This is a genomic window from Archangium primigenium (genome assembly GCF_016904885.1).
Classification (GTDB): domain Bacteria; phylum Myxococcota; class Myxococcia; order Myxococcales; family Myxococcaceae; genus Cystobacter; species Cystobacter primigenius.
This window is the reverse complement of record NZ_JADWYI010000001.1, coordinates 710680-730888: the sequence shown is the minus strand read 5'-3', so window position 1 is coordinate 730888 and position 20209 is coordinate 710680. Positions and strand designations below refer to the sequence as shown.

Below are 20209 nucleotides of genomic sequence, written 5' to 3'. Positions count from 1 at the left end.
TCCATCCGGGCCCGTGGCTTCGTGGCGGATTCGAGGATACGGGCGGGTCATCGACTGATTCCCAGTTGAGGTGTGACGAGCGCCCGTCGTGAATCCTCCGTGAGGCGGCGATACTTGTCCAACTTCTCCTGAAGTGTCCGGTTCATCTCGCCCAATGGATTGCTCTTGCTCGCCGACGTGCAAGGAAAGAGGAAGTCATACAGGTACTGGATCCGGTTCGCGTCACGTCCTAGATGAAGGACGATGTCTGGCCGCAGGGAGCCCGCGAGGGTCTGCGTCAAATGGAACGCGCCCGTCGCTGGATCTTGGCGATAGCCAGGCTCCCGCGTGAAGTGTTCGGAGAAGTCGCGCCCGAGTTCCCGCTCGACACAAGCGAATGCCACCGCATGCTTCAGCTTTCCAAGCTCCATCGCCCGTAGGACTTCACGTCCCTTGGAGTCATGGCCCACCACGCGATTGCACTCCCGGTCATCCGGAGCCCTGCCCGGGCCGTACTCGCGCTCGTTGACCTGGAAGTCCGCCTCCCGGGCGCACGCCACCAACACCGCCTCCACCCGCGCCACCTCGGCCTCGTCCAGGAAGTCCTTGAGCGTCAGCAAGCCCCGCACCGCCTGGGCCGCCCGCACCACCGCCGGCGCGGGGGTGAGCCACACCTCCCCACCCGCCGCGGGCGCCAGGCACCCGGGGCTCAGCACGCACGACTGGGACTGGAGCCCGGGGGCGCACCCCACCGCGAGCCCTCCGCCGACCCACAGCCACAGGCGTCTCGTTCTCGGCATCCCCTACAGCTTCGCCCCCGGGAACCGACTCAGTCGAGGAAGCGGCGCCCCCAGCGGCGGGCGATGCCCGGAGGACAGCCGTGCCAGACCCGGGTCTCGGGGCAGGGCAGCAGCCAGGGCTCGAGCACCCGCGCCAATTCCCGGTACGCGGGCAGCGTGTCCCCGCGCGTGACGTCACCCGCCTCGGGCGCGGGGCCCAGCGCCACCAGCGCCCGCCCTCCCTCCAGCGCCTGCACCGTGGTGCCGGGAGCGTGCAGCCGCGCGCACAGGGCCTCGGTGCCGCCCACCCGTCCGAGCACCTCGGGCCCCAGGAAGTTGAGCCAGTGCACCCCGTCCACCCGCACCCCCAGGTGCCGCTCGCCGTGCGTCACGTCCAGACCCGGGTGGCGCAGCGCCTCCTCGTGGATGGACGCGACCTCCGGGCCCCACACGTTGGGCGAATAGAACGCCAGTCCCGCGTGCCCCGACGCATACGGCATCAGCGCGGCCAGGCGCTCCATCAGCGCGCGCGAGGCCTCGGCGCCGTGCGCCTCCAGGGACTCGGTGGGCCAGGAGAAGCTCACCAGACTCATCGCATCCGGCTCGGGCGTCCGCCACGGCAGGCGGGCCCAGTAGAAGAAGCCGTACCCGGCGCCGCCCGTCAGTTCCACGCAGCGGTCGAACTGCTTCTTCACCCGGTGCCGCACGAAGGGCTCCTCCGGGATGTCGTCCAGGAAGCGCGGCCCCGTCGGAGGCGCCAGCATGGAGCGGATGAAGTCCCAGCCCTCGCCCTCGAGCGGAAACACGTCGTCCTCGCCCTCGACATCACGCCAGTCGGACAGGCCTTCGGGTCCCCTCCCGAGGGCGTCGAGGTAGACGTCGAGCGCGTGGTTCACGCCCGCCGCCACGTCCGCGTGATCGAAGGGCAGGTGCAACACGAGCCGGAGCACCTTCATCGGCTGATACCCAGTTGAGGTGTGACGAGCGCGCGGCGGCTCTCCGGGCAGCGCATCGCCAAGCCCCCGGGGCTCAGCACGCACGACTGGGACTGGAGCCCGGGGGCGCACCCCAGCCCCAGTCCCAGGAGTACCCCCCCGAGCCCCCGCCTCACGGCGCGGTGGGTGTCTTCACTCCGGCGGCCGGGGGCGCGGAGGCCTTGGTCCGGGCGCCCTCGAAGTCGCCCGCCTTCACCACCGTCACCTGCTTCCAGTCGAGCCGCTTGCCCAGGGCCGCGCGTATGTCCGCCGGCTTGAGCGCGGCCATGCGCTTCTCGAAGGCCTCGTCGAACGCCAGCGTGCGCCCGTAGTACAGGTACGCCGCGAGCGTGCGCGCCAGGCCGCCGTCGTCCGCGCGCGCCGTGCGCCGGTACTCCAGGAGCCCCGCGCGCGCCTTGTCCACCTCCTCGGCGGTGAAGCCCTGGTCGAGCACCCGCTGCAGCTCCTCGCGCACGGCCGTCTCCAGCCGCTCGGCGTTCTGCGGCGCGTAGATGGCGTACGTGGAGAACAGGCCCACCGGGTCCAACACCCCCGCGCTCAGGGAGCTGCTCACCGTGTAGGACAGGCCGTCCTTCTGCCGCACGCGCGTGGCCAGGCGCGAGTTGAGAAAGCCCCCGCCGAGCACGAAGTTGCCGAGCACCAGCGCCGGGTAGTCCGGGTCGTCATCGCGCAAGTCCAGCCCCTGGCCCGCGAGGAACAGGGCGTTGGCCTTGTCCGGCGTCTCCACCACCTGGCCCGCCACGCCCCGCTGGTAGGGCCGGGCCTCCACGCGCGCGTAGGGCGCCGGGCTCTTCCAGTCCCCAAACAGCGCGCCCACCTGCTTCACCAGGGCCTCGGGCTCGAAGTCGCCCACCGCGGCGAGCTCGCCCTTGGACGCGCCGTAGAAGTCGCGGTGGAAGGCGCGCACCTGCTCGAGCGTCACCGCCTGCACGTCCGCGAGCGACTCCTCCACCGAGTCCACGTGGTAGGGGTGCCCCTTGGGGTAGGGCGACAGGGCCCGGTAGAAGGCCGTGCGGCCGCGCACCGTGGGCTCGCTCTTCTGCGACTCGAGCGACGCGAGGCGCTCCTGGCGGAGCAGCTCGAACTCACGCGGCTCGAACGCGGGCTCGCGCAGCACCTCGGCCACGAGCGCCAGCACCTCGGGCAGGCTCTGCGTGGGCGCCTCCACCCAGACCGTGGCCCCCGTGGCCCCGCCCTCCACGCCCACCCGGGCCCGGAGCCGGTCGAACGTGTCGCGCAGCTCCTGGCGCGAGTGCTTCCGGGTGCCGCGCATGAGCAGCGAGCCGGCCAGGTCCGCCGCGGTGTCCCGGCCCTGGAGCGCCTGCTCGGTGCCCCAGCGCAGCGCGAGCGACACGTTCACCATCTCCCCGCGCGTCTTCTTGGGCAGGAGCGCGAGCTGCAGGCCCCCCAGGGTGGAGCGCGTCACGCGCCGCTCGATGTTCGCGGGCGAGGGGTCGAACGCCTCGCCGGCGACGACCGCGCCCCGGCCCTGGTAGCCCTGGAGCATGGCGGTGAGGTCCACGCGCGGCGGCATGGGGGCGCGGTCCGGCTGGGGCGTGGGGATGAACTCACCGAGGGTGCGGTTGCTCTGCTTGAGATACTGCGAGGCCACGCGCGTGACGTCCTCGGGGGTGACGGCCTCGATGCGGTCGCGGTGCAGGAAGAGCAGGCGCCAGTCACCGGCGGCGGCCCACTCGGACAGCTGGATGGCGGCGCCCTCCGAGTCGCGCAGGAGCAGCTCCACGGACTTGAGCAGGGACGTCTTGGCGCGATTGACCTCGTCCGGGGTGAAGGGCGTGGCGGCGGCGTTCTCCGCGGTGGCCAGCAGCGCCTCGCGCGCGGCGTCGAGCGACTGGCCCTCGCGCACCTCGGCGGACAGCGTGAGCACGCCCGGGTCGTGCAGCTGCAGGTTGTAGGCGCTCGCGCTGGTCGCCTTCTTCGTCTCCACGAGCGCCTTGTACAGGCGGCCCGAGGGGGTGTTGCCCAGCGCGTGGGTGAGCACGTCGATGGCGGCGAAGTCCGGGTGGGCGCCCTCGGGCACGTGGTAGACGGCGCTGAGGGCGCTCACGTCGCCCACGCGGCGCAGGGTGACGCGGCGCTCGCCGTCCTGGGTGGGCTCCTCGGTGTAGGTGACCGGCAGGGGCTCCTTGGGGACGGGCACGCGGCCCAGGGTGGCGCGCGCGTCGGCGAGCGCCCGCGCCGGGTCGAACTGGCCGGCGATGACGAGCAGGGCGTTGTCCGGCCGGTAGTAGCGCTTGTAGAAGGCCTGGAGCCGCTCGATGGGCACGTGCTCCAGGTCGGCGCGCGCGCCGATGGTGGGCTTGCCGTAGTTGTGCCAGGCGTAGGCGGCGCTCATGACGCGCTGGTTGAGGATGCGCTGGGGGCTGTTCTCGCCGCGCTCCAGCTCGTTGCGCACCACGGTCATCTCGCTGTCCAGGTCCTTCTGGGCGATGAAGCTGTGGCGCATGCGGTCCGCCTCGAAGCCGAGCGCCCAGCGCAGGTTGTCGCCCGAGGCGGGCAGGGTCTCGTAGTAGTTGGTCCGGTCGAGCCAGGTGGTGCCGTTGGGGCGGGCGCCGCGCTGGGTGAGGGCCTGGGGCACGTTGGGCGTGGTGGGCGTGCCCTTGAACATCAGGTGCTCGAGCAGGTGCGCCATGCCCGTCTCGCCGTAGCCCTCGTGGCGCGAGCCGACGAAGTAGGTGAGGTTCACCGTGACGGTGGACTTGGTGGGGTCCGGGAAGAGCAGCACCCGCAGGCCATTGGGCAGGCGGTACTCGGAGATGCCTTCCACGCTCGTGACGGGGGCGGGCGGGGCGGACGCCGGCGCGGCCTTGGAGGGAGCGGCCTTGGAGGCGGGCGCCTGGGCGAGCGCGGGGGCGGCCGCGAGCAGCAGGCCGAGGACGAGGAGGCGCGGGCGGGACAGCAGGGGCATGCGGGGGCCTCGAAAGGGACGGGGGGGGAAGCCTGGACGACGAACGAAACCTACCAACCCGAGGCCCCCGGGGTGTGTTCCCGTGTGCGCGCCCGAGGCCCTACAAGGCGTGGGGATCCAGGTCCCGGCCCTCGAACTGTCCGAGGGCCCACAGCGCCTCCTGACGAAGGGTCCACAGGCTCGCCGCGGCGGTGTCCGTGGCGGCGATGAGGCGCAGCCGGGGCAGACAGCGCGCATCGCCGAGCGCGGTGAGGGCGTAGATGCACCAGAAGCGGACCTCGGGCTCGGGGTCCGCGAGGCCCCGGTGGAGCGCGTCGAGCAGGCGCGCGTCGCGGCGGCGGGGACGGCGGCGGGAGGAGAGGCGGGGGAGGTGGATGCCGAGGCCCTCGGCGGCGAGGGCGCGCAGCAGGGCGGGCGCGTGGGGGTCGGCGAACACGCGCCCGAGCAGGGCGAGGTGCCAGGGGGCGAGGCGGGCGGTGAGGAACTCGTACAGCGCGGTCAGGCGGGTGGACAGGTCGGCGGAGGAGCGGACGACGCGGACGAGCCGCCGCATGCCGACGCGGGAGCGCGCGAGCCGCTGTCCGGCGGTGGTGGGACTCAGCTCGGGGTCTCCGCTCGCGAGGGCGCGCACGAGGCGGTCGAGGTGGGCGGGCGGCACGTCGCGCCGCCAGTGCCGGTGTCGGGTCACGAGGGCTCCCGGGGCGCGTGAGGCCGGGCGATGAGGCCCGCGCGGTCGAGCAATTCGCGCACGCGGGCGGTGAGGGCCACGTGCTCGGGACTGGCCGCCGTCATGCGCTCGGGGGACAGGGTGAGCAACCAGCCCTGGGTGCCCACGGGCTCGATGCGCACGGGCGCGGGCAGCGGTGGCACCGTGCCCAACCTCCGCGACACGTACGTGAGCCAGCCCACGCGCGTCTCCCGCTCTGGCCCCTCCACGAGTCGCAGCATCTCCAGGGACGAGGCCGTCACGAAGTTTGGATCCCAAGCCGTCACCAGACTCGTGACGATTCGCGCCAGGACGGGCGCGCTCAACAGCCGCTCATGGACGGGGCCATCCCTGGGCGGCTCCAACAGGCAGTAATTGTGGCCCTCTGGGTAGTACGCGCCACAGTGGAACTCCAGCCTCGTGTCCTCCTTCCGCGCGTTGAATACGCCGGTCAGGAAGCCCAGGTCCTCAAGCACCTTCCGGCCAACACTGCTGCGGTTGCGTCCCGACAACATCAACCGCTCCAAGTCATCCACGCTCTGGATGGGATGACCGGGGAGCCCCGGGGGAGCCTTCTTTCCCACTCGATACCACTGGGCGAAGGAGGGGTCACATTCAGCGAGCAGGCGCAGGAAGAGTTCCGAGCGTTGGGCACACGCCCGCGCCGTCTCCTGACGAGGTCCCCAGTAGGCCCCCACGAAGTAATGCTCGCTCATGCGGGCTTTCTAGCGCGTTGGCGGCGTGTGGCGAACCTGGATGCTGCTCCAACCACGGAACTCGAATGTGGCGCGAAGGAAGTTCGCGAACTCCACTTCGGCCACATGCCACACCAGCGGAATGCCCAAGCGTTGGGAAACCTTCCACTGCGCCTCCGCTTGCTTCAACACGCCCTTGAGCCCCTTGCCTCGCGCGAACCACGGTTGGGCCGTGCCGCCCTTCTCCAGGAACTTCTTGTAGCTGCCGCCCTTGGCCTCCAGGAGTTCCACGCCGTTGAAGCCGTCGAACTCCACCTCGCCCACCCGGTACACCCGCCACGCCGGCTGGCCCGTCACCTGCTCCTGGTAGTCCAGCGCCTGCGCCGACTCCGTCGTCGGCGTCTGGTGCACCCACCGCCCCGGTCCCGCGCGCGATGGTGTCTCTCCGGGCCGAGCCATGTGCACCACCGAGAGCGCGCCCACTCCCAGCACCGCCGCACCTGCCTCCACGCCCGCCACGCTCCGCGCCAGCACCAGCTCGCCCTGAGCCGTCAGCTCCAGCCCCAGCCCGCCCAGCCGTCCCGCCGCGACCTCGCCTCCTCCCACCAGCATCACCACGTGCGTGGACAGCCTCGCCGCCTCGCGGAGCTGCGCCTCTCGGGGCAGGGCGCCGTAGCGCTCGAAGTACGCGGGTGACGCCAGCAGCAGTCGCGCCACCGTCCTGGGCAGCAGCGCCAGGTCTTCCGCTGTCCGTACGGGGTGGAGCACCGTGTGCCCGAGCGCCCGTGCCATCTCCCCCACGGCGTCCTCCGCGCCATCCAGCGCCGCGTTGAGCCAGTCGCGCCCCAGGCCCACCTCTCCCCACGGAGGCCCGGGCTCGCGTCGCAGTACCGCGTTCACCGGGTAGAGCACCCCGCCACGTGACGCGTAGAAGTCGCCCACCACGAGCCGGCCCACCCGCCACTCCCCGTCCACCAGCTCCAGCCGGCCCAGGGAGTGCAGCGGCTCACCCGTGAGTGCCGCCACCCAAACGCCGTCCGGCCGAACCACGCCCACCTGCTCGAAGCGCCTCGCCCGGCGCCGCAGCTCTCCGGGCGCCACGGCCTCGCCCCCCTCCAGCGCCTCGGTCAGCAGCCACGCCAGGGCCCGGCGCGGCGCGAAGCTGCGCTGGGTTACGCGCGCCCGTGCCACCTGGCCGAGCAGTTCCCGCGCCCGCGCCACGGTGAGGGGCCGCCCCGGCGCGTGCCACGCCTCGGGGTCGAGCCCACTGGCCGCTTGCAGCACCTGGAAAGCGTCCGGTCTCGCCTCGTCCTCAGCGGCGCCTCCCGCGCCCAGGTCCGTCGCGCACCCGCTCGCCAGCAGGAGCGCCAGCACCCACCCGAGCCACCAACCTCCACGACCCTTCACGTCTGGAAATGACTCCACGCGCTTGAGCCCGCCAAACCCGCTGAGGTGGAACGACGCGGACGCGGTCTATCCCGGGAGCTTGTCGACCGCCTCGAAGAAGCGTTTCAACGACTCATGGCCGTGCGTTTCCGAGTACAGGATCACCACCGAATCGCCACGGATGAGCGCCTTGTAGCGCGTCCGGATCTTCGTCTTCAGGAGATAGGGTTGTGGTTCGGCGGCGAGCTGGGCATAGACGCGATTCGCGGCCGCTGGATCCTGGAAGGTGACGGCCACAAGCCCGAGATGCAACGAGCGGGAGTCGCCGGTCTCACTGACTTGCAGTTCCTTCCAACGAATGTGCGCATTCGCGGGAAACACGTCCCGGCCAAAGCTCCTGCCCAGGAAGTCCCGCTTGTCGTCTGTCTTCGAGCGGTATTCACACACACGGTAGTCCGACCAGGAACGCGATGCGGTCTCGATGAAGTCGGCGGCGAACTGGTCGAGCAGAGCGGAGGCCGAGTCCTCCTGTCGAGGAGCCGCCGTGACCAATAACGGAAGGAGGAGCAGCGCGGCGACGATTGAGTGGGTCATGCGCGGCCCCCTACCACCGCTCGAGGGCGGGCCGTTTCGCCTGCTCGTAGGAAATCGACAGCTGGCCCGAACTTCCGATCTCCAGGAGTTGCTCCCCACGTTGGGTCTTCGAGGAGCCCGACAGGGAGATGATCAGGTCATTGAAGGAGTCAAAGCCTTGCGGCCCGTTGCAGATCTCCACACAACCGATCGAGGCGTATTCCTCGATCGAGGGGTCGTCCGGGCCATCGTGGATCAAGAAGCTGTCGTACACCTGCCAGGCGCCTTTCTCCAAGGAATCGGCGGAGTGGACGGTATAGGTGGGAATCCACTTCTTGATGACATGCGTCTGTTTGTCGGCCAGTCCAACCACCTTGGGCGAGGCAAACCCTTCCTTGAATTGAACCCCGAAGCGCATGACCTCGAAGTTCTTGCTCACGCGTTTGCCCTTGGCATTCGTTCCGGCCACCGTCAGCTCATACGTCGGAATCTTGTAGAGCCCCAACCGCGCTCCGTCGGGGTAGGCCCACGTCTTGGCCTTCCCGATGACCGAACCGCCCACCGATAGCTTCACGCCCCTCATGGTTCATGCCCCCAGTGAGACCCCTTGTCCGGTCTCTCTTCACGAAGAGAGCAGCTGGAGGCAGGGCTGTCCAGTGCGTGTCGGACGCACGCCTCGGGGCATTCCGCCAGGCATTCGCGGTCAGAACGGTTGTCCTGGGTCGCGGGAGCCGCTTCGCACACGCCTCGCTTCACCCACCTACCTGGAGGGCTTGCGCGCCCCCCGGAGCGAACCACCGGCGGGCCGCGCGCACGCCTCCACCGAGCGGCCCCAGCGCCGCTTGAAGGTGCTCCGGTGCGCTTCCCACCAATCGCGCCACTCCTGAATGGCCTGCTCCCGCTCGGCCCGCGGACCCGCGGGCTGGAAGTGCAGTCATATGGACGTGGCGTCGCGCAGCACCATCTCCGCCAGGAAGCGCGTGCGCAGGGACTCGCTCGCCAGGAGTTCGATGAGTTCGGGGATCGTGTGGCGGGCCATGGCCTCGCGCTCCCGCGTGAACGTCTCGTCGCCCATGCGTCCCCTCACCAGCACCGGGCGGCGAACGCGGCCAGTTCCCGGTTGAAGCGGCGGTCCGCCTCCCAGAAGGGCGAGTGGCCGGTCTCCGGGTAGAAGGACAGCTGGGCATGGGGCACGAGCGCGGCGATGTGCCGGCCCGAGGCGGGCAGCACCACCCGGTCCTCCAGGCCGTGGGACACGAGCACCGGCACGTGCAGCCTCCGGAGCACGTCGTCGTTGTCCTGGGCGCGCGAGCCCAGGCCCTCGCGCACGTGGGCGGGCACGCGCGCGGTGTAGGCCAGCACCGCGCGGCGCGTCTCGGGCGCCGGGGGCGTGTGGTGGAGCAGCGACACGAAGGACTCCATGGCCCGCCCGCCCGGCTCGGGCTCGCGCGAGAACAGGCCGGGGATGAGCGCCAGCATCTCCGGCGCGAGCAGCCCGAAGGCCTCCTCCGAGCCGCTCTTCACCATGGCGCCCACGAAGTTCACCCCCGCCACGCGCCCCTCGCCGTGGTGGCGCAGGTAGTCGAGCACCACCATGCCCCCGTAGCTCCACGCCACGAGCAGCACCTGCTCCAGGCCCAGCGTGGTGATGACGGCGTGCACGTCCTCGGCCCACAGCCGCCCGTCGCCGTACGCCCCCTCGGGGGCCTCCGAGTCCCCGTGCCCGCGCAGGTCCACCGCCAGCAGCCGGAAGCCCAGGGCCAGGGCGCTGTGCAACTGCCGCCGCCACGCCTGGTGGGACTGGGAGAAGCCGTGCACGAAGAGCAGCGGGGGCCCGTCCGGGTCGCCCAGCTCGCGCACCCGCAGGACGAGCCCGCCGCCGCCCACCACCGTGTGCACCCGGCTGCAGAGGGGCTCGCAGGTGGGCGGCGCGTCCAGGGCACTCGTGCGCTCGGGGTGGAGGGTGGGCGTCATGACGGGTTCCAGACGTGAAGGGTGCGAGGTGCTGGCGAAAGGAGTAGTCATCGCGTCGGGCGGGGAAGACCCCGGGGCTCCGCGGGAAGAGACAACCGGCGGGGCGCCGGGCTTCGTTCGTCCGCGGGTGAACACCCGCTCGTCCGCAGGCGGAGCGGGCACGGGGTGGTGTTAAGCCGAGGGCCGAGGCGTTGGGGCCAGGGAGTACATGCACATGAAACGTTTCTTCATCGGACTGCTCGCGGTGGTGGGAGCCTTCACCCTGCTGTTCGTGGGCGCGATCATCGGGCTCGCCTTCCTGGGGGCCTCGAGCAAGCCGGGGGTGCCCGGGGCGGTGGTGCTGGAGCTGGACCTGCACGAGCCCCTGAGCGAGCACGTGGGGGAGGACTCGCTGGCGAGCGCGTTCGGGGCGAACAAGCCCACGGTGCGCGACGTGGTGGAGGCGCTGGAGAAGGCGGGCGGGGACACGCGGGTGAAGATGCTGGTGGCGCGCGTGGGCGCGAGCCCCGGCAGCGTGGCGGTGGTGCAGGAGCTGCGCGACGCGGTGAAGGCGTTCCGGGCCAAGGGCAAGAAGGCCGTGGCGTACGCGGACACCTTCGGCGAGGACGGCAGCGGCACGGGGGCGTACTACCTGGCCTCGGCGTTCGACGCGGTGTACGTGCAGCCCTCGGGGGACCTGTCCATCACCGGCGTGGGCACCGAGACGCCCTTCTTCCGCGACGCGCTGGCCAAGGTGGGCGTCAAGCCGCAGATGGGCAAGCGCTACGAGTACAAGGCGGCCGTCAACAGCTACACCGAGCAGACGTACACCGAGCCGCACCGCGAGGAGCTGGAGCGCTACCTGACGAGCGTGGTGGAGCAGATGGCCGCGGGGGTGGGGGAGGACCGGAGCTTGAGCGCCGAGCAGGTGCGCGCCGCCATCGACGAGGCCCCGCTGCTCGCCGCGCGGGCGCTGGAGCTCAAGCTGGTGGACGGGCTGCTCTACCGCGACGAGGTGTACGCGAAGGTGAAGGAGGAGGCGGGGGCGGACGCAAAGCTGCTCTTCCTGGAGAAGTACCTCGAGCGCGCGGGGCGGCCGCACACCACGGGCCCGGTGGTGGCGCTCATCTACGGCACGGGCGCCATCTCCCGGGGCGAGAGCAGCGGGGGCAACCCCGTGTCGGGCGAGGGCGGCATGGGCAGCGACACGGTGTCCGCGGCGTTCCGCAAGGCGGTGGACGACGAGCGGGTCAAGGCCATCCTCTTCCGGGTGGACAGCCCCGGGGGCAGCTACGTGGCGAGCGACACCGTGCGCCGCGAGGTGCGCCGCGCGCGGGACAAGGGCAAGCCCGTCATCGTCTCCATGGGCACGTACGCGGCCAGCGGCGGCTACTTCATCTCCATGGACGCGGACAGAATCGTCGCCCAGCCGGGCACGCTCACCGGCAGCATCGGCGTGTACAGCGGCAAGCTCGTCACCCAGGAGGCGTGGGACAAGCTGGGCGTCAACTGGGAGCCCCTGGGCGTGGGCAAGAACGCCACCATGTACGCCACCTCGCGCGAGTTCACCCCGGAGCAGCTCGCCAAGAACGAGGGCTTCCTCGACCGGGTCTACGAGGACTTCACCGCCAAGGCCGCCGCGGGGCGCAACCTGCCGGTGGAGAAGCTGCGCGCGGTGGCCAAGGGCCGCATCTGGAGCGGCACGGACGCCAAGGAGCGGGGCCTGGTGGACGAGCTGGGCGGCTTCCCGGTGGCGCTGAGGCTCGTGCGCGAGGTGGCGAAGCTCGAGGGCGACGACGTGCGCCTGGAGCTCTTCCCCAAGAAGAAGGGCACGGCCGAGGTGGTGGCAGGGCTGCTCGGCAACGACCAGGGGGACAACAGCGACGACGTGCAGGCGGGCGTGCGTCCCACAGCCGCGTGGGCCCCGATCACCGCGCAACTCCAGGCGCTGCACCGGCTCGGCGTGCAGCTGGGGCTGGCGGGCGAGCGTCCCCGGGTGCTCTCCACGCCGGTGCCGGAGACGCGCTGGTAGCAGACGGCCGTCGACAACCCCACAGCCCCCGCGCGCCCCGCCCCGACAAAACGGACAGCCAATCAAGGCGCGGCGCGCGGACGTCCAGCGAAGAACCCCCCCGGGGGCGCGCCGTTGGCGCCCCGGAAAGGGCCGCCCTACCCATGGGACGGAACACACGGGGGGAGTCCATGCAGATGACGAGGAAGCGGCTGGGGGAAATCCTGTTGGAGAAGCGCATGGTCGACAGCGGCCAGCTCAACACCGCGCTCACCCACCACCGCCATGGGGGCGCGCCGCTGGGCCAGGTGATGCTGGACCTGCGGCTGTGCACCGCCACCCAGCTGCTCGAGGCGCTCGCGCTGCAGACGGGCGTGCCCATGCTGGACCTGGACCGCGAGCCGTTGGACCCCGCGCTGGGGCGGCAGGTGCCCCGGCGCCTCGCCGAGCGGCACCGGCTGGTGCCCCTGCGGCTGGAGGGCCCGCGGGACACGGTGCTCGTGGTGGCCATCGCCGCGCCCGCGAGCCTGCAGTCCCTGGAGGCGGTGCGCACCGTGACGAACAAGAGCTGGGTGGTGCCCAAGCTCGTGACGGACGAGGCGCTCGCGCGCGCCCTCGAGCGGCTCTACGGCCCGGCCGCGGACGCGGACGACACCCTCGTCCCGGGCCTGCCGCTGCCGGAGGACATCGACGCGAGCGCCGTGCTCGCGGACGCGCTCGGGGACACGACCTTCGAGGGGCTGCTCGAGCGCACCCTGCATGCCCTGCCGGAGGTGCCGCGCACGGACGGCCTGGTGCTCGTGTACGGGTGGCGGGACGGGGTGGGGGAGGCGCTGGTGCGGCTGCTCGCGCGGGAGGGGCACCGCGCGGCCGTGGCCACCGAGGGCGAGGTGCTCACCGCGCGCAAGAACGCGCTGGTGCTCGCGCCGCTGCCGTGGCTGGAGGTGCTGCCGCGTCGGCCCCGCGCGCGGCTGCTCGCGGCGGGCAAGGATCCCCTGCGGGACGGGGAGCGGGCGCGGCGCTTCGGGGCGCACGGCTTCCTCCCGGCGGCCCCGCTGGACGAGGCGCGGCTGCGGGACGAGGTGCGGCGACTGCTGGGCGAGGCCCACGGCCTCCAGGACTAACACCTGGCGTCGAGCGGCTAACGGACGAGCTCCAGGTGCCCCTCCGGGGGCATCCACAACGCGCCGAGCTCCAGCGCCGTGGAGGCGAAGGGCTCGGCGCGGATGAGCGCGTCGCCCTCGTGCACGCCCGCGAGCAACCAGCCGCGCTTGACGCGCTGGAAGTGCTCGAGCGTGCGGGCCCCGGGGTCCACGAGCCAGACATGGGACACGCCGGCGCGCGCGTAGGCGGGCAGCTTGCGCGTGCGGTCCAGGGCGGCGGTGGAGGGGCCGAGCACCTCGCACACCCAGTCCGGCGCGACGCGCAGGAAGGGCGCGTCCTGTCCCCCGGCCTGCTCGAAGCGCTCGCGGCGCCAGCCGGCGAGGTCCGGCACGAGCACGTCCGGGCCCAGGCGCAGCTCGGGCGCGCGCAGGAGGCACCAGCGGCCGGAGCCGCCGCGCCTCGGGTCGAGCCGCTCGCCCAACTCCACGCCCAGCATGAACGCGGCGCGGGCCTGTGGCGGGGCCAGGCGGGGCGAGGCCACCAGCTCCTCGTCGAGAATCTCCCCCACCCACCCCATCGGCAGCGCCTCGAGCGCCGAGTACGCCACCTGGCTGTCGCACATCGAAATCACCCTGTCCTCCTGCGGCCCCCAGCGGGCCGGGCAGGGGCAGCACTCTACGGACGGGTCTGACATCACTTGCCGATGCAGAAGCGCGCGAAGAGGGCGTCGAGTAGCGCCTCGGAGGCGCTCGTTCCCGACACCTCGCCGAGCGCCTCGCGGGCGAGGCCCACCTCGCCGGACACCGCCTCCAGGGTGCTCACCGCCAGGGCCTCGCGCGCCCGCGCCAGGGCCTCGGCCGCGCGCCGCAGGGCGTCCGCGTGGCGCTCGGACACCAGGGCCACCGCGCCCGGCGCGCCTCCGCCCCACAGCCGCCCGAGCACCTCGGCGCGCAGGGCCTCCACCCCCGCCCCCGTGCGGCCACTCACCGCGAGCGCGTCCCCGACGCCGACCCCGACGTCGCTCTTGCCCGCCACGCGGAGCACGGGCGTGTCCCCGGCCTCGGCGCGCCAGCCCTCGGCCTCGGCCGGGGAGGCGCCCGGGGGCAGCACCAGCACCGCCAGATCCACCGTGCCCAGGGCCTCGCGCGCGCGGGCGATGCCGAGCGCCTCCACCCGGCCGGGCGTCTCGCGCAGGCCCGCGGTGTCCAAGAGGGTGAGGGAAAGGCCCTCCCATTCCAGGCGCGCTTCCAGCACGTCTCGGGTGGTGCCGGGCTCCTCGTCCACCAGCGCGCGCGCCTCGCCGACCAGCCGGTTGAAGAGCGTGGACTTGCCCGCGTTGACGGGCCCGTAGAGCGCCACGCGCGCCCCCCGCCGCACGAGCCGTCCCCGGCCCGCCTCGGCGAGCAGGGCCCGGGCCTCGGCCTCCAGGTGCGCGAGCCGGGGCACCGCGTCCGCGTCCGCGCCCTCGGCCTCCTCGGGGAAGTCCAGCACGCCTTCCAGGTCCGCGTGCAGCGCGCCCAGCGGGGCCTCCAGGGCGGCCACCCGCGCGGCCAGGGCCCCGGACAGGCCCGCCGCGGCGGCGCGCACGGCGGCCTCCGAGTCCGCGGCCACGAGGTCCGCCACGGCCTCGGCGCGCGTCAAATCCAGGCGGCCATTCAAGAAGGCGCGGCGGGTGAACTCGCCCGGGCCGGCGGGGCGCACGGCGGGGTGGGCGAGGGCGCGCGCGAGCAAGAGGCGGAGCAGGCGCGGCCCGCCGTGGGCCTGCAGCTCGACGACGTCCTCGCCGGTGAAGGAGTGGGGCGCGCGGAAGTAGAGGAAGAGGCCCTCGTCGAGCGCGGCGCCCTGCGCGTCCACGAAGCGCGCGAGGTAGGCATGGCGGGGCGTGGGGGCCTCGGGCACGGACGGGGCGAGCAGGCGGCCCACGTCGAGGGCGGCGGGGCCGGACAGCCGGAGGATGCCCACCGCTCCGGCGGCGGGAGCGGTGGCGAGCGCGGCGAGGGTGGCGACGGGCGGGTGCATGGCGTCAGGCGGCCCGCCGGCCGCGTGCCGCGCTACGGGCAGGCGGGGGCGGGCGAGGTGAAGTTCTCGTCGTAGGAACCGTGGCAGGCCACCATGCCACCGCCCTCCACCTGGCCGCCACGCAGTTGGGAGCCGCCGATGAAGATGGAGTAGCCCTCGGCGCCGCGCACCACCTGGGAGGCGCCCACGAGCGTGGAGCGCTCCACCTCCACCTTGTAGGTGAGCCGGCCCACGCGCGAGGTGTCCAGGGCGCGCGTCTGGTGGCCGGGCTGGCCGGTGCCCGCGAGCGTGCTGTCGCGCACGCTGGCGGTGGAGGAGGACAGGCGCACGCCGGTGGAGGCGGGAGCCTCGCGGCCCCGGGCCTCGGCGCGCACGAGCATCAGGTGCGCGGAGCTCCGGGCCTCCACGCCGAGGCTCTCCTCGGCGCCCTTGAAGCCGTCGGCCGTCGTGTCCCACAGCTCCAGCGAGCCGCCGATGGCGCTCACGCCCACCGCCTGGCGGCCGCCCTCGCCCCGGAAGGTGGAGCCCGTCAGGCGCAGGGTGCAGTCCTGACACTCCAGGCCCGCCACGCTCCCCGCGTCCGCCTGGGCCCGGGCCCGCACGCGGGTGAACTCCGCGCCCTGGGTGATGACCTCACCCGAGGCGCCCGTGGCCACGATGGCCGCGGTGCGCTCCAGGCCGCCCTGGGCGAGCGCCTCCAGTTCGTGGGCGCGGAAGTCCGAGGACGGGGTGGCCAGGGCCACGGCGCGCGGGCCGCCGCCCCGGTTCTCCACGGTGAGCGCGGAGAGCTCCGAGTGCGCCACGGCGGTGAAGGTGGGCTCGGCCGAGGTGGAGCGCACGGTGGTGAGGCCCGCGCCCGCGCCCTGGAAGTAGATGTAGGGCCGCGGGTGCAGGCCCTGCTCGCCCAGGTCGTACACGCCGGGCTCCAGGTAGATGAGCCAGGGCGAGTCGGCGGACGGCTCGAGGATGCCCTCGAGGGTCTTGCGCAGGGCCTCGCCGCTGTCACGCGCCGAGCCGCCGGGCGACACGGTGCGGATGCGCGCGTACTGGCCGGCGGGACCGGGCGGACCCCGCTCGCCCTGGGGCCCCTGGGGGCCGGTGCGGTTGGAGGGGACCTCGAAGTCGCCTCCGGGGGAGGTCGCCTCGCCGCCACAACCGGACGCGAGGGAGCAGAGGATGGACACGGACAGGAGCAGGGGACGTCGCATGGGCAAGCCCTCCGGTGCTCGGGGGAGCACGTCCTCGAACGGAAGCCCGGAATGGGTCCGCCGGAGACACGACAGGAGGTAGGCGCCACCCCGGCGAGCGTCCAGCCGCGCGGCCGGTGGTCGACGGGGGCGATGTCCACCGGCGGAGCATTGCCCGGGGGCGCCGCCCGCCGAGTGACAGAGGGCTCGGCCCGGGGGGCAGGGCCCCGCGGGTCAGGTGCGTGGGCCGGGGGCGGGACTGGTGCCGCGGGCGGCGCGCTCCACCGCCTCGCGATTGTCGAGGATGTAGCGCTCCACGGCATCATCCTCCAGGGCCAGGTCCCGCAGCACGCCGGGGTACACGACCTTGAAGGCGGGAGACTCCTCGTCCCCGCGCAGCCGGAAGCTCATCTTCAGCACGGCCGCGCCGTACAGCTTGTCCTTGAGCGACTTGGCCTTGCCCATCGGGTTGTCCTTTCCTGTCGGGAGGACGCCCCGGGGGCGCTCAGCCCTCGAGTTCGTCCTCGTCATCGTCCGCCGGGAGCATGCTCCGCTTGGGCAGCGGGGCGAGCTTGTCCGGAGTGAACACCACACGCCGGTTGCGGCCCTCGCCCTCGCAGGAGACCTTGAGCCCCGGCACATCGCCTACGGCCTTCAGGACGCGCGCGCGGTCCTCTGATTTCATTGTAACGAGCGCGTAGGCGCGGCCCAGGGTGGCCGACTTCTCGGCCAGGGCCCGGGCGGCCGCGCGCAGGGTGGGCTCCTCGCTCACCTCCAGGGCGCGCTCGTCGCCCTCCACGGGGCGGGCGGCCACGGCCTTGGGCGCGGCGGGCGCGGCCTTCACCGGGGCGGCACGCGCGCCCCGCGCGGGGGCGGCGGGCGGAGCGGCCCGGGGGGCGGGCGCGGCGGGCGCCGGGGCGGCGGGGGCGGGCGTGGCCGGCTCCTTGCGGGCGCGCTCGCTCCGGGGCTCGGGGTGCACGCCGGCGCCCAGGAGCACGAAGCGGCGCTCGGCGCCGGGGCGGTGGAGCATCTTGTTGAGCAGGAACTGCAGCGAGTCCATCACCTGGCTGCGCTTGCCCTGCTCCACGCCCGGAGGCGGGCCGCCCTGGAAGTGCAGGGCGACACAGAGGCTGCCGTCACTCGCGTCCTTGAAGTCGAGCCGGGCGGGAAAGCCCATGAGCCCGAGGATGTCGGACAGGAGCTTCTCCACGCGGGGGCGCAGGTCCTGGGAGGCGGGGGTGGAGGAGGCGTCGCTCACTTGCGCTTGCCTCCGGTGGAGGGCGGCGGGCCGCCGGCGGTGGCCGTGGCGAGCTCCCGGCTGGCGAGCCACTTGCGCAGGCCGTACTGCTGGGCGATGGACAAGAGGTTGTTGGTGAAGATGTAGAGCGCGAGGCCCGCCGGGTAGTTGAAGAGCGTGGCGGTGAAGATGATGGGCACCACCCAGGTCATGATGCGCGCCTGGGCCGGGTCACCCATCTGGGGCTGCAGCCGCTGGGTGATGATCATGCTCACGCCCAGGGCCACGGGCAGCAGGTAGGTGGGGTCCTTGTAGGTGAGGTCGCGCCACACCGGGCCGAAGAAGGGCTCCTGGTAGATGTCGTAGCTGTTGCGCAGGGCCGTGAAGAGGGCGATCCACACCGGCATCTGGATGAGCATGGGCAGGCAGCCGCCCAGGGGGTTCACCTTGGCCTCCTGGTAGAGCTTCATCATCTCCAGGTTCTGCCGCTCGCGGTCCTCGCCGTACTTCTTGCGCAGCTCCTCGATGCGCGGCTGGAGCTTCTTCATGGCCTCCATGCTCACCATGGAGCGGTGGGTGAGCGGCAGCAGCAGCGTCTTGACGAGCACGGTGAGCAGGATGATGGCCACGCCCCAGTTGCCGGTGAGGCCGTGGAAGAACTTCATGATGCCGACGAGCAGCTTGGCGATGACGGCCCACATGCCGTAGTCGATCGTCTCGGAGAGCTCCGGGGCGCGGGCGCTCGCGGGCAGGCTCGCGGCCTGGCGCAGGGCAGCGCCGGGCAGGGCGGCGAGCAGGTCGGGCTCCTTGGGGCCCAGGTAGCCGCCAAAGCGCAGCGTCACCGTCTGGCCGGCCTCGGCGGTGAGCGGGAAGTGCGCCACCACGCCGCGCGCGGTGGGCGTGGCCACCAGGTCACACCGGCCCGGGGTGGGGCCCTCCAGCGGGTAGAGCGCGGAGAGGAAGTACTGCTGGTCGATGCCGAAGTAGTGCACCTGGCCGCGCAGCGCCTCGGGCTCGGGCTGCTTCTCGTCCGCGGCGAGCTTGTGCTTGTCCTCGCCCACGTGGCACGAGGCGTAGCTGAGGTTGCCCACGCCGCCGAAGAAGGACGGGGCGTGCTCGTTGTTCGGGTCGATGGCGCGGTGGTAGTGCACCGCGAGCTCGCCGGTGAGCGCGCGCGCCGAGGTGTTCTTCACCTGCACGGTGTAGAGCAGCTCGAAGCCCTCCTCGGGCCACTCCACGCGCTTGGTGACTTCCCACGGGCCCTGGCGCGCCGTGAAGGTCGCGCCCCGGGTGTCCTCGGACTCCACCAGCGCGTAGCGCGCCGTGGCCGGCAGGCTCGCCTGGCCGGAGATGGCCACCGCGAGCGGCAGGGGCTGGCCCGCCACCGGCTGCGCCAGGTTCATCTGCGGCGGCGGCGGCACCTCGCCCCCGAAGAGCATCTTGTAGCCGTCGGTGATGGACAGGTGCGCCTGCTCGCGCATCTTCACGCCCTGGAGCACCGCCGAGGTCAGGCCCGCGCCCTCGGTGGAGAAGGCGTAGAGCGTCTCGATGCGCTTGAGGTCCACCGTGCGTACGGGCGGCTCGGGGGCGGCCTCGGCCACCTGGGCGCCCTCGCTCCCGCTGCCCGGGGAGGGGGGCGTGCCCGCGGGGCGCTCGGCCGCGCCCGGGGACGTGCCCGCGTCGGCGAGCGCCACCGGCGTGCCCGCGTCCGCCTCGCCCGCGCCGGGCGGCGGGCCCTGGGGGGACAGGAAGGTGGTGTAGGCGAGCGTGAGCAACATGGCGAGCCCGAGCGCCATCAGCAGCCGCTTCTGGGATTCGGCCGAGTTGGGCGAGAGCGGATCCAGGTCGTTGTTCATAGGCAGGAGGGGGTCAGGGCACCGGGTCGAAACCGCCCGGATGGAAGGGCTGGCAGCGACTCAGCCGGCGCAGGGTGAGGCCAAGACCACGAAAGGCGCCATGCTTCTGGAGCGCCTCCAGGGCGTACACGGAACACGTGGGGTGGAAGCGGCATGCCGGAGGCAGCCACGGGGAGATCCACCGCCGGTAGAAACGGATGGGCAGCGCGAGGAGCGAGGCGAGGGGACTCATCGGGACTCGCGGGGGGCCGAGGGGAGGAGCCGCTGGAGCTTGCGGGTGACGCCATCGAAGGCCCGCGACACGACGGCGAAGGAAGCGTCCTTGGCGGACTGGCGCACCACGAGGACGACATCCACTCCGGGGGGCCACTGGCCCTGGCGCTTGCGGAAGCACTCCCGCAGGAGCCGACGCAGGCGGGCCCGCTCCACGGCGTTGCCCACCTTGCTGGAGATGGTGAGGCCCACCCGGCTGTACGGCCGACCGTTGGGCCTCGCGAGCCCCAGGAGACAGTCAGCGGGAAGCTTCTGACCCTTCTCCTGGACCTCGAGGAACTCGCGCCGCTTGAGGAGGCGCGAGGCCTTGGGGAAGCGCTCGTCGCGGGTGGGAGCCTGTCCCTCGACCTTCACGAGGAGCGCCCGGAACTACTTCTTGTAGGCGGACACGACCAGACGCTTGCGGCCCTTGGCGCGGCGGCGGCTGAGCACGTCCTGGCCCGCGCGGGTGGAGTTGCGCTTGCGGAACCCGTGGGTGCGGTTGCGCTTGATCTTCGAGGGCTGGTAGGTGCGCTTGGACACGGAAG

21 protein-coding genes are annotated in these 20209 nt (G+C 72.7%); 2 read left to right on the top strand and 19 right to left on the bottom strand.

Annotated elements, in window-relative coordinates; genetic code table 11:
* Positions 1 to 47 precede the first annotated feature (47 nt).
* From I3V78_RS03100 to I3V78_RS03055, 10 genes are all read right to left on the bottom strand, one after another.
* Positions 48 to 779: a hypothetical protein gene (locus I3V78_RS03100; protein WP_204484824.1), complete on the bottom strand. Its 732-nt coding sequence runs from the start codon at positions 777 to 779 to the stop codon at positions 48 to 50.
* A gap of 29 nt (positions 780 to 808) precedes the next feature.
* Complete coding sequence (locus I3V78_RS03095) at positions 809 to 1714, bottom strand: type VI immunity family protein (RefSeq protein WP_204484823.1); 906 nt, start codon at positions 1712 to 1714, stop codon at positions 809 to 811.
* Positions 1715 to 1865: 151 nt separating this feature from the next.
* On the bottom strand, positions 1866 to 4682 hold the full coding sequence (locus tag I3V78_RS03090; protein WP_204484822.1) for a M16 family metallopeptidase: 2817 nt from the start codon (positions 4680 to 4682) through the stop codon (positions 1866 to 1868).
* Positions 4683 to 4782: 100 nt separating this feature from the next.
* On the bottom strand, positions 4783 to 5370 hold the full coding sequence (locus tag I3V78_RS03085) for a HEAT repeat domain-containing protein (RefSeq protein WP_204484821.1): 588 nt from the start codon (positions 5368 to 5370) through the stop codon (positions 4783 to 4785).
* On the bottom strand, positions 5367 to 6104 hold the full coding sequence (locus I3V78_RS03080) for an Imm52 family immunity protein (protein WP_204484820.1): 738 nt from the start codon (positions 6102 to 6104) through the stop codon (positions 5367 to 5369). Before I3V78_RS03080 ends, I3V78_RS03085 begins: the two co-directional genes overlap by 4 nt.
* A 9-nt stretch (positions 6105 to 6113) precedes the next feature.
* Positions 6114 to 7490 carry a Tox-REase-5 domain-containing protein gene (locus I3V78_RS03075; RefSeq protein WP_338023453.1) on the bottom strand — a complete coding sequence of 459 codons (1377 nt, stop codon included), beginning with the start codon at positions 7488 to 7490 and terminating at the stop codon, positions 6114 to 6116.
* A 66-nt stretch (positions 7491 to 7556) separates the two neighbouring features.
* Complete coding sequence (locus I3V78_RS03070; RefSeq protein WP_204484819.1) at positions 7557 to 8063, bottom strand: hypothetical protein; 507 nt, start codon at positions 8061 to 8063, stop codon at positions 7557 to 7559.
* 10 nt (positions 8064 to 8073) lie between these two features.
* On the bottom strand, positions 8074 to 8625 hold the full coding sequence (locus tag I3V78_RS03065) for a hypothetical protein (RefSeq protein ID WP_204484818.1): 552 nt from the start codon (positions 8623 to 8625) through the stop codon (positions 8074 to 8076).
* 351 nt (positions 8626 to 8976) lie between these two features.
* The gene (locus I3V78_RS03060) at positions 8977 to 9117 is read right to left on the bottom strand and encodes a hypothetical protein (protein ID WP_204484817.1); all 141 of its coding nucleotides are present in this window, start codon (positions 9115 to 9117) and stop codon (positions 8977 to 8979) included.
* 8 nt (positions 9118 to 9125) lie between these two features.
* On the bottom strand, positions 9126 to 10016 hold the full coding sequence (locus I3V78_RS03055) for an alpha/beta fold hydrolase (protein ID WP_204484816.1): 891 nt from the start codon (positions 10014 to 10016) through the stop codon (positions 9126 to 9128).
* Positions 10017 to 10230: 214 nt separating this feature from the next.
* Here I3V78_RS03055 and sppA point away from each other — a divergent pair, with 214 nt between their 5' ends.
* Together sppA and I3V78_RS03045 are read left to right on the top strand one after the other, a co-directional pair.
* A complete protein-coding gene (gene sppA, locus I3V78_RS03050) occupies positions 10231 to 12027 on the top strand; it encodes a signal peptide peptidase SppA (RefSeq protein ID WP_204484815.1) in 1797 nt (598 codons plus the stop codon).
* Positions 12028 to 12203: 176 nt separating this feature from the next.
* Positions 12204 to 13130, top strand: coding sequence for a GspE/PulE/PilB domain-containing protein (locus I3V78_RS03045; protein WP_204484814.1), 927 nt, complete (start codon positions 12204 to 12206; stop codon positions 13128 to 13130).
* 17 nt (positions 13131 to 13147) lie between these two features.
* Here I3V78_RS03045 and I3V78_RS03040 read toward each other — a convergent pair whose 3' ends face one another.
* The 9 genes from I3V78_RS03040 to rpmH all read right to left on the bottom strand — a co-directional run bounded on the left by I3V78_RS03040 (position 13148) and on the right by rpmH (position 20204).
* Positions 13148 to 13732: a Uma2 family endonuclease gene (locus tag I3V78_RS03040; protein ID WP_239577156.1), complete on the bottom strand. Its 585-nt coding sequence runs from the start codon at positions 13730 to 13732 to the stop codon at positions 13148 to 13150.
* 71 nt (positions 13733 to 13803) lie between these two features.
* Positions 13804 to 15129: a tRNA modification GTPase gene (locus I3V78_RS03035; protein ID WP_204484812.1), complete on the bottom strand. Its 1326-nt coding sequence runs from the start codon at positions 15127 to 15129 to the stop codon at positions 13804 to 13806.
* Positions 15130 to 15161: 32 nt separating this feature from the next.
* Positions 15162 to 16337 carry a hypothetical protein gene (locus I3V78_RS03030; RefSeq protein ID WP_204484811.1) on the bottom strand — a complete coding sequence of 392 codons (1176 nt, stop codon included), beginning with the start codon at positions 16335 to 16337 and terminating at the stop codon, positions 15162 to 15164.
* Between the two features lie 213 nt (positions 16338 to 16550).
* Entirely contained in the window at positions 16551 to 16781 is a 231-nt protein-coding gene (locus I3V78_RS03025; protein WP_204484810.1) for a hypothetical protein, read from the bottom strand.
* Positions 16782 to 16821: 40 nt separating this feature from the next.
* Positions 16822 to 17574, bottom strand: a complete 753-nt coding sequence (locus tag I3V78_RS03020) for a KH domain-containing protein (protein ID WP_204484809.1) — start codon at positions 17572 to 17574, stop codon at positions 16822 to 16824.
* Positions 17571 to 19409: a membrane protein insertase YidC gene (gene yidC, locus I3V78_RS03015; RefSeq protein WP_204484808.1), complete on the bottom strand. Its 1839-nt coding sequence runs from the start codon at positions 19407 to 19409 to the stop codon at positions 17571 to 17573. The genes I3V78_RS03020 and yidC overlap by 4 nt, the downstream gene beginning before the upstream one ends.
* Before the next feature lie 13 nt (positions 19410 to 19422).
* Positions 19423 to 19641, bottom strand: coding sequence for a membrane protein insertion efficiency factor YidD (gene yidD / locus I3V78_RS03010; protein WP_204484807.1), 219 nt, complete (start codon positions 19639 to 19641; stop codon positions 19423 to 19425).
* Positions 19638 to 20036 (bottom strand): ribonuclease P protein component, encoded by a 399-nt coding sequence (gene rnpA, locus I3V78_RS03005; RefSeq protein WP_204484806.1) that lies wholly within the window; start codon positions 20034 to 20036, stop codon positions 19638 to 19640. The genes yidD and rnpA overlap by 4 nt, the downstream gene beginning before the upstream one ends.
* A 15-nt stretch (positions 20037 to 20051) precedes the next feature.
* Positions 20052 to 20204 carry a 50S ribosomal protein L34 gene (rpmH, locus tag I3V78_RS03000; RefSeq protein ID WP_002621386.1) on the bottom strand — a complete coding sequence of 51 codons (153 nt, stop codon included), beginning with the start codon at positions 20202 to 20204 and terminating at the stop codon, positions 20052 to 20054.
* Positions 20205 to 20209: the final 5 nt, after the last annotated feature.

Coding starts and splice junctions, on each gene's coding strand:
- I3V78_RS03100 (WP_204484824.1), bottom strand. CDS start 779: ATGCCGAGAACGAGACGCCTGTGGCTGTGGGTCGGCGGAGGGCTCGCG.
- I3V78_RS03095 (WP_204484823.1), bottom strand. CDS start 1,714: ATGAAGGTGCTCCGGCTCGTGTTGCACCTGCCCTTCGATCACGCGGAC.
- I3V78_RS03090 (WP_204484822.1), bottom strand. CDS start 4,682: ATGCCCCTGCTGTCCCGCCCGCGCCTCCTCGTCCTCGGCCTGCTGCTC.
- I3V78_RS03080 (WP_204484820.1), bottom strand. CDS start 6,104: ATGAGCGAGCATTACTTCGTGGGGGCCTACTGGGGACCTCGTCAGGAG.
- I3V78_RS03070 (WP_204484819.1), bottom strand. CDS start 8,063: ATGACCCACTCAATCGTCGCCGCGCTGCTCCTCCTTCCGTTATTGGTC.
- I3V78_RS03065 (WP_204484818.1), bottom strand. CDS start 8,625: ATGAGGGGCGTGAAGCTATCGGTGGGCGGTTCGGTCATCGGGAAGGCC.
- I3V78_RS03060 (WP_204484817.1), bottom strand. CDS start 9,117: ATGGGCGACGAGACGTTCACGCGGGAGCGCGAGGCCATGGCCCGCCAC.
- I3V78_RS03055 (WP_204484816.1), bottom strand. CDS start 10,016: ATGACGCCCACCCTCCACCCCGAGCGCACGAGTGCCCTGGACGCGCCG.
- sppA (WP_204484815.1), top strand. CDS start 10,231: ATGAAACGTTTCTTCATCGGACTGCTCGCGGTGGTGGGAGCCTTCACC.
- I3V78_RS03045 (WP_204484814.1), top strand. CDS start 12,204: ATGACGAGGAAGCGGCTGGGGGAAATCCTGTTGGAGAAGCGCATGGTC.
- I3V78_RS03040 (WP_239577156.1), bottom strand. CDS start 13,732: ATGTGCGACAGCCAGGTGGCGTACTCGGCGCTCGAGGCGCTGCCGATG.
- I3V78_RS03035 (WP_204484812.1), bottom strand. CDS start 15,129: ATGCACCCGCCCGTCGCCACCCTCGCCGCGCTCGCCACCGCTCCCGCC.
- I3V78_RS03030 (WP_204484811.1), bottom strand. CDS start 16,337: ATGCGACGTCCCCTGCTCCTGTCCGTGTCCATCCTCTGCTCCCTCGCG.
- I3V78_RS03025 (WP_204484810.1), bottom strand. CDS start 16,781: ATGGGCAAGGCCAAGTCGCTCAAGGACAAGCTGTACGGCGCGGCCGTG.
- yidC (WP_204484808.1), bottom strand. CDS start 19,409: ATGAACAACGACCTGGATCCGCTCTCGCCCAACTCGGCCGAATCCCAG.
- yidD (WP_204484807.1), bottom strand. CDS start 19,641: ATGAGTCCCCTCGCCTCGCTCCTCGCGCTGCCCATCCGTTTCTACCGG.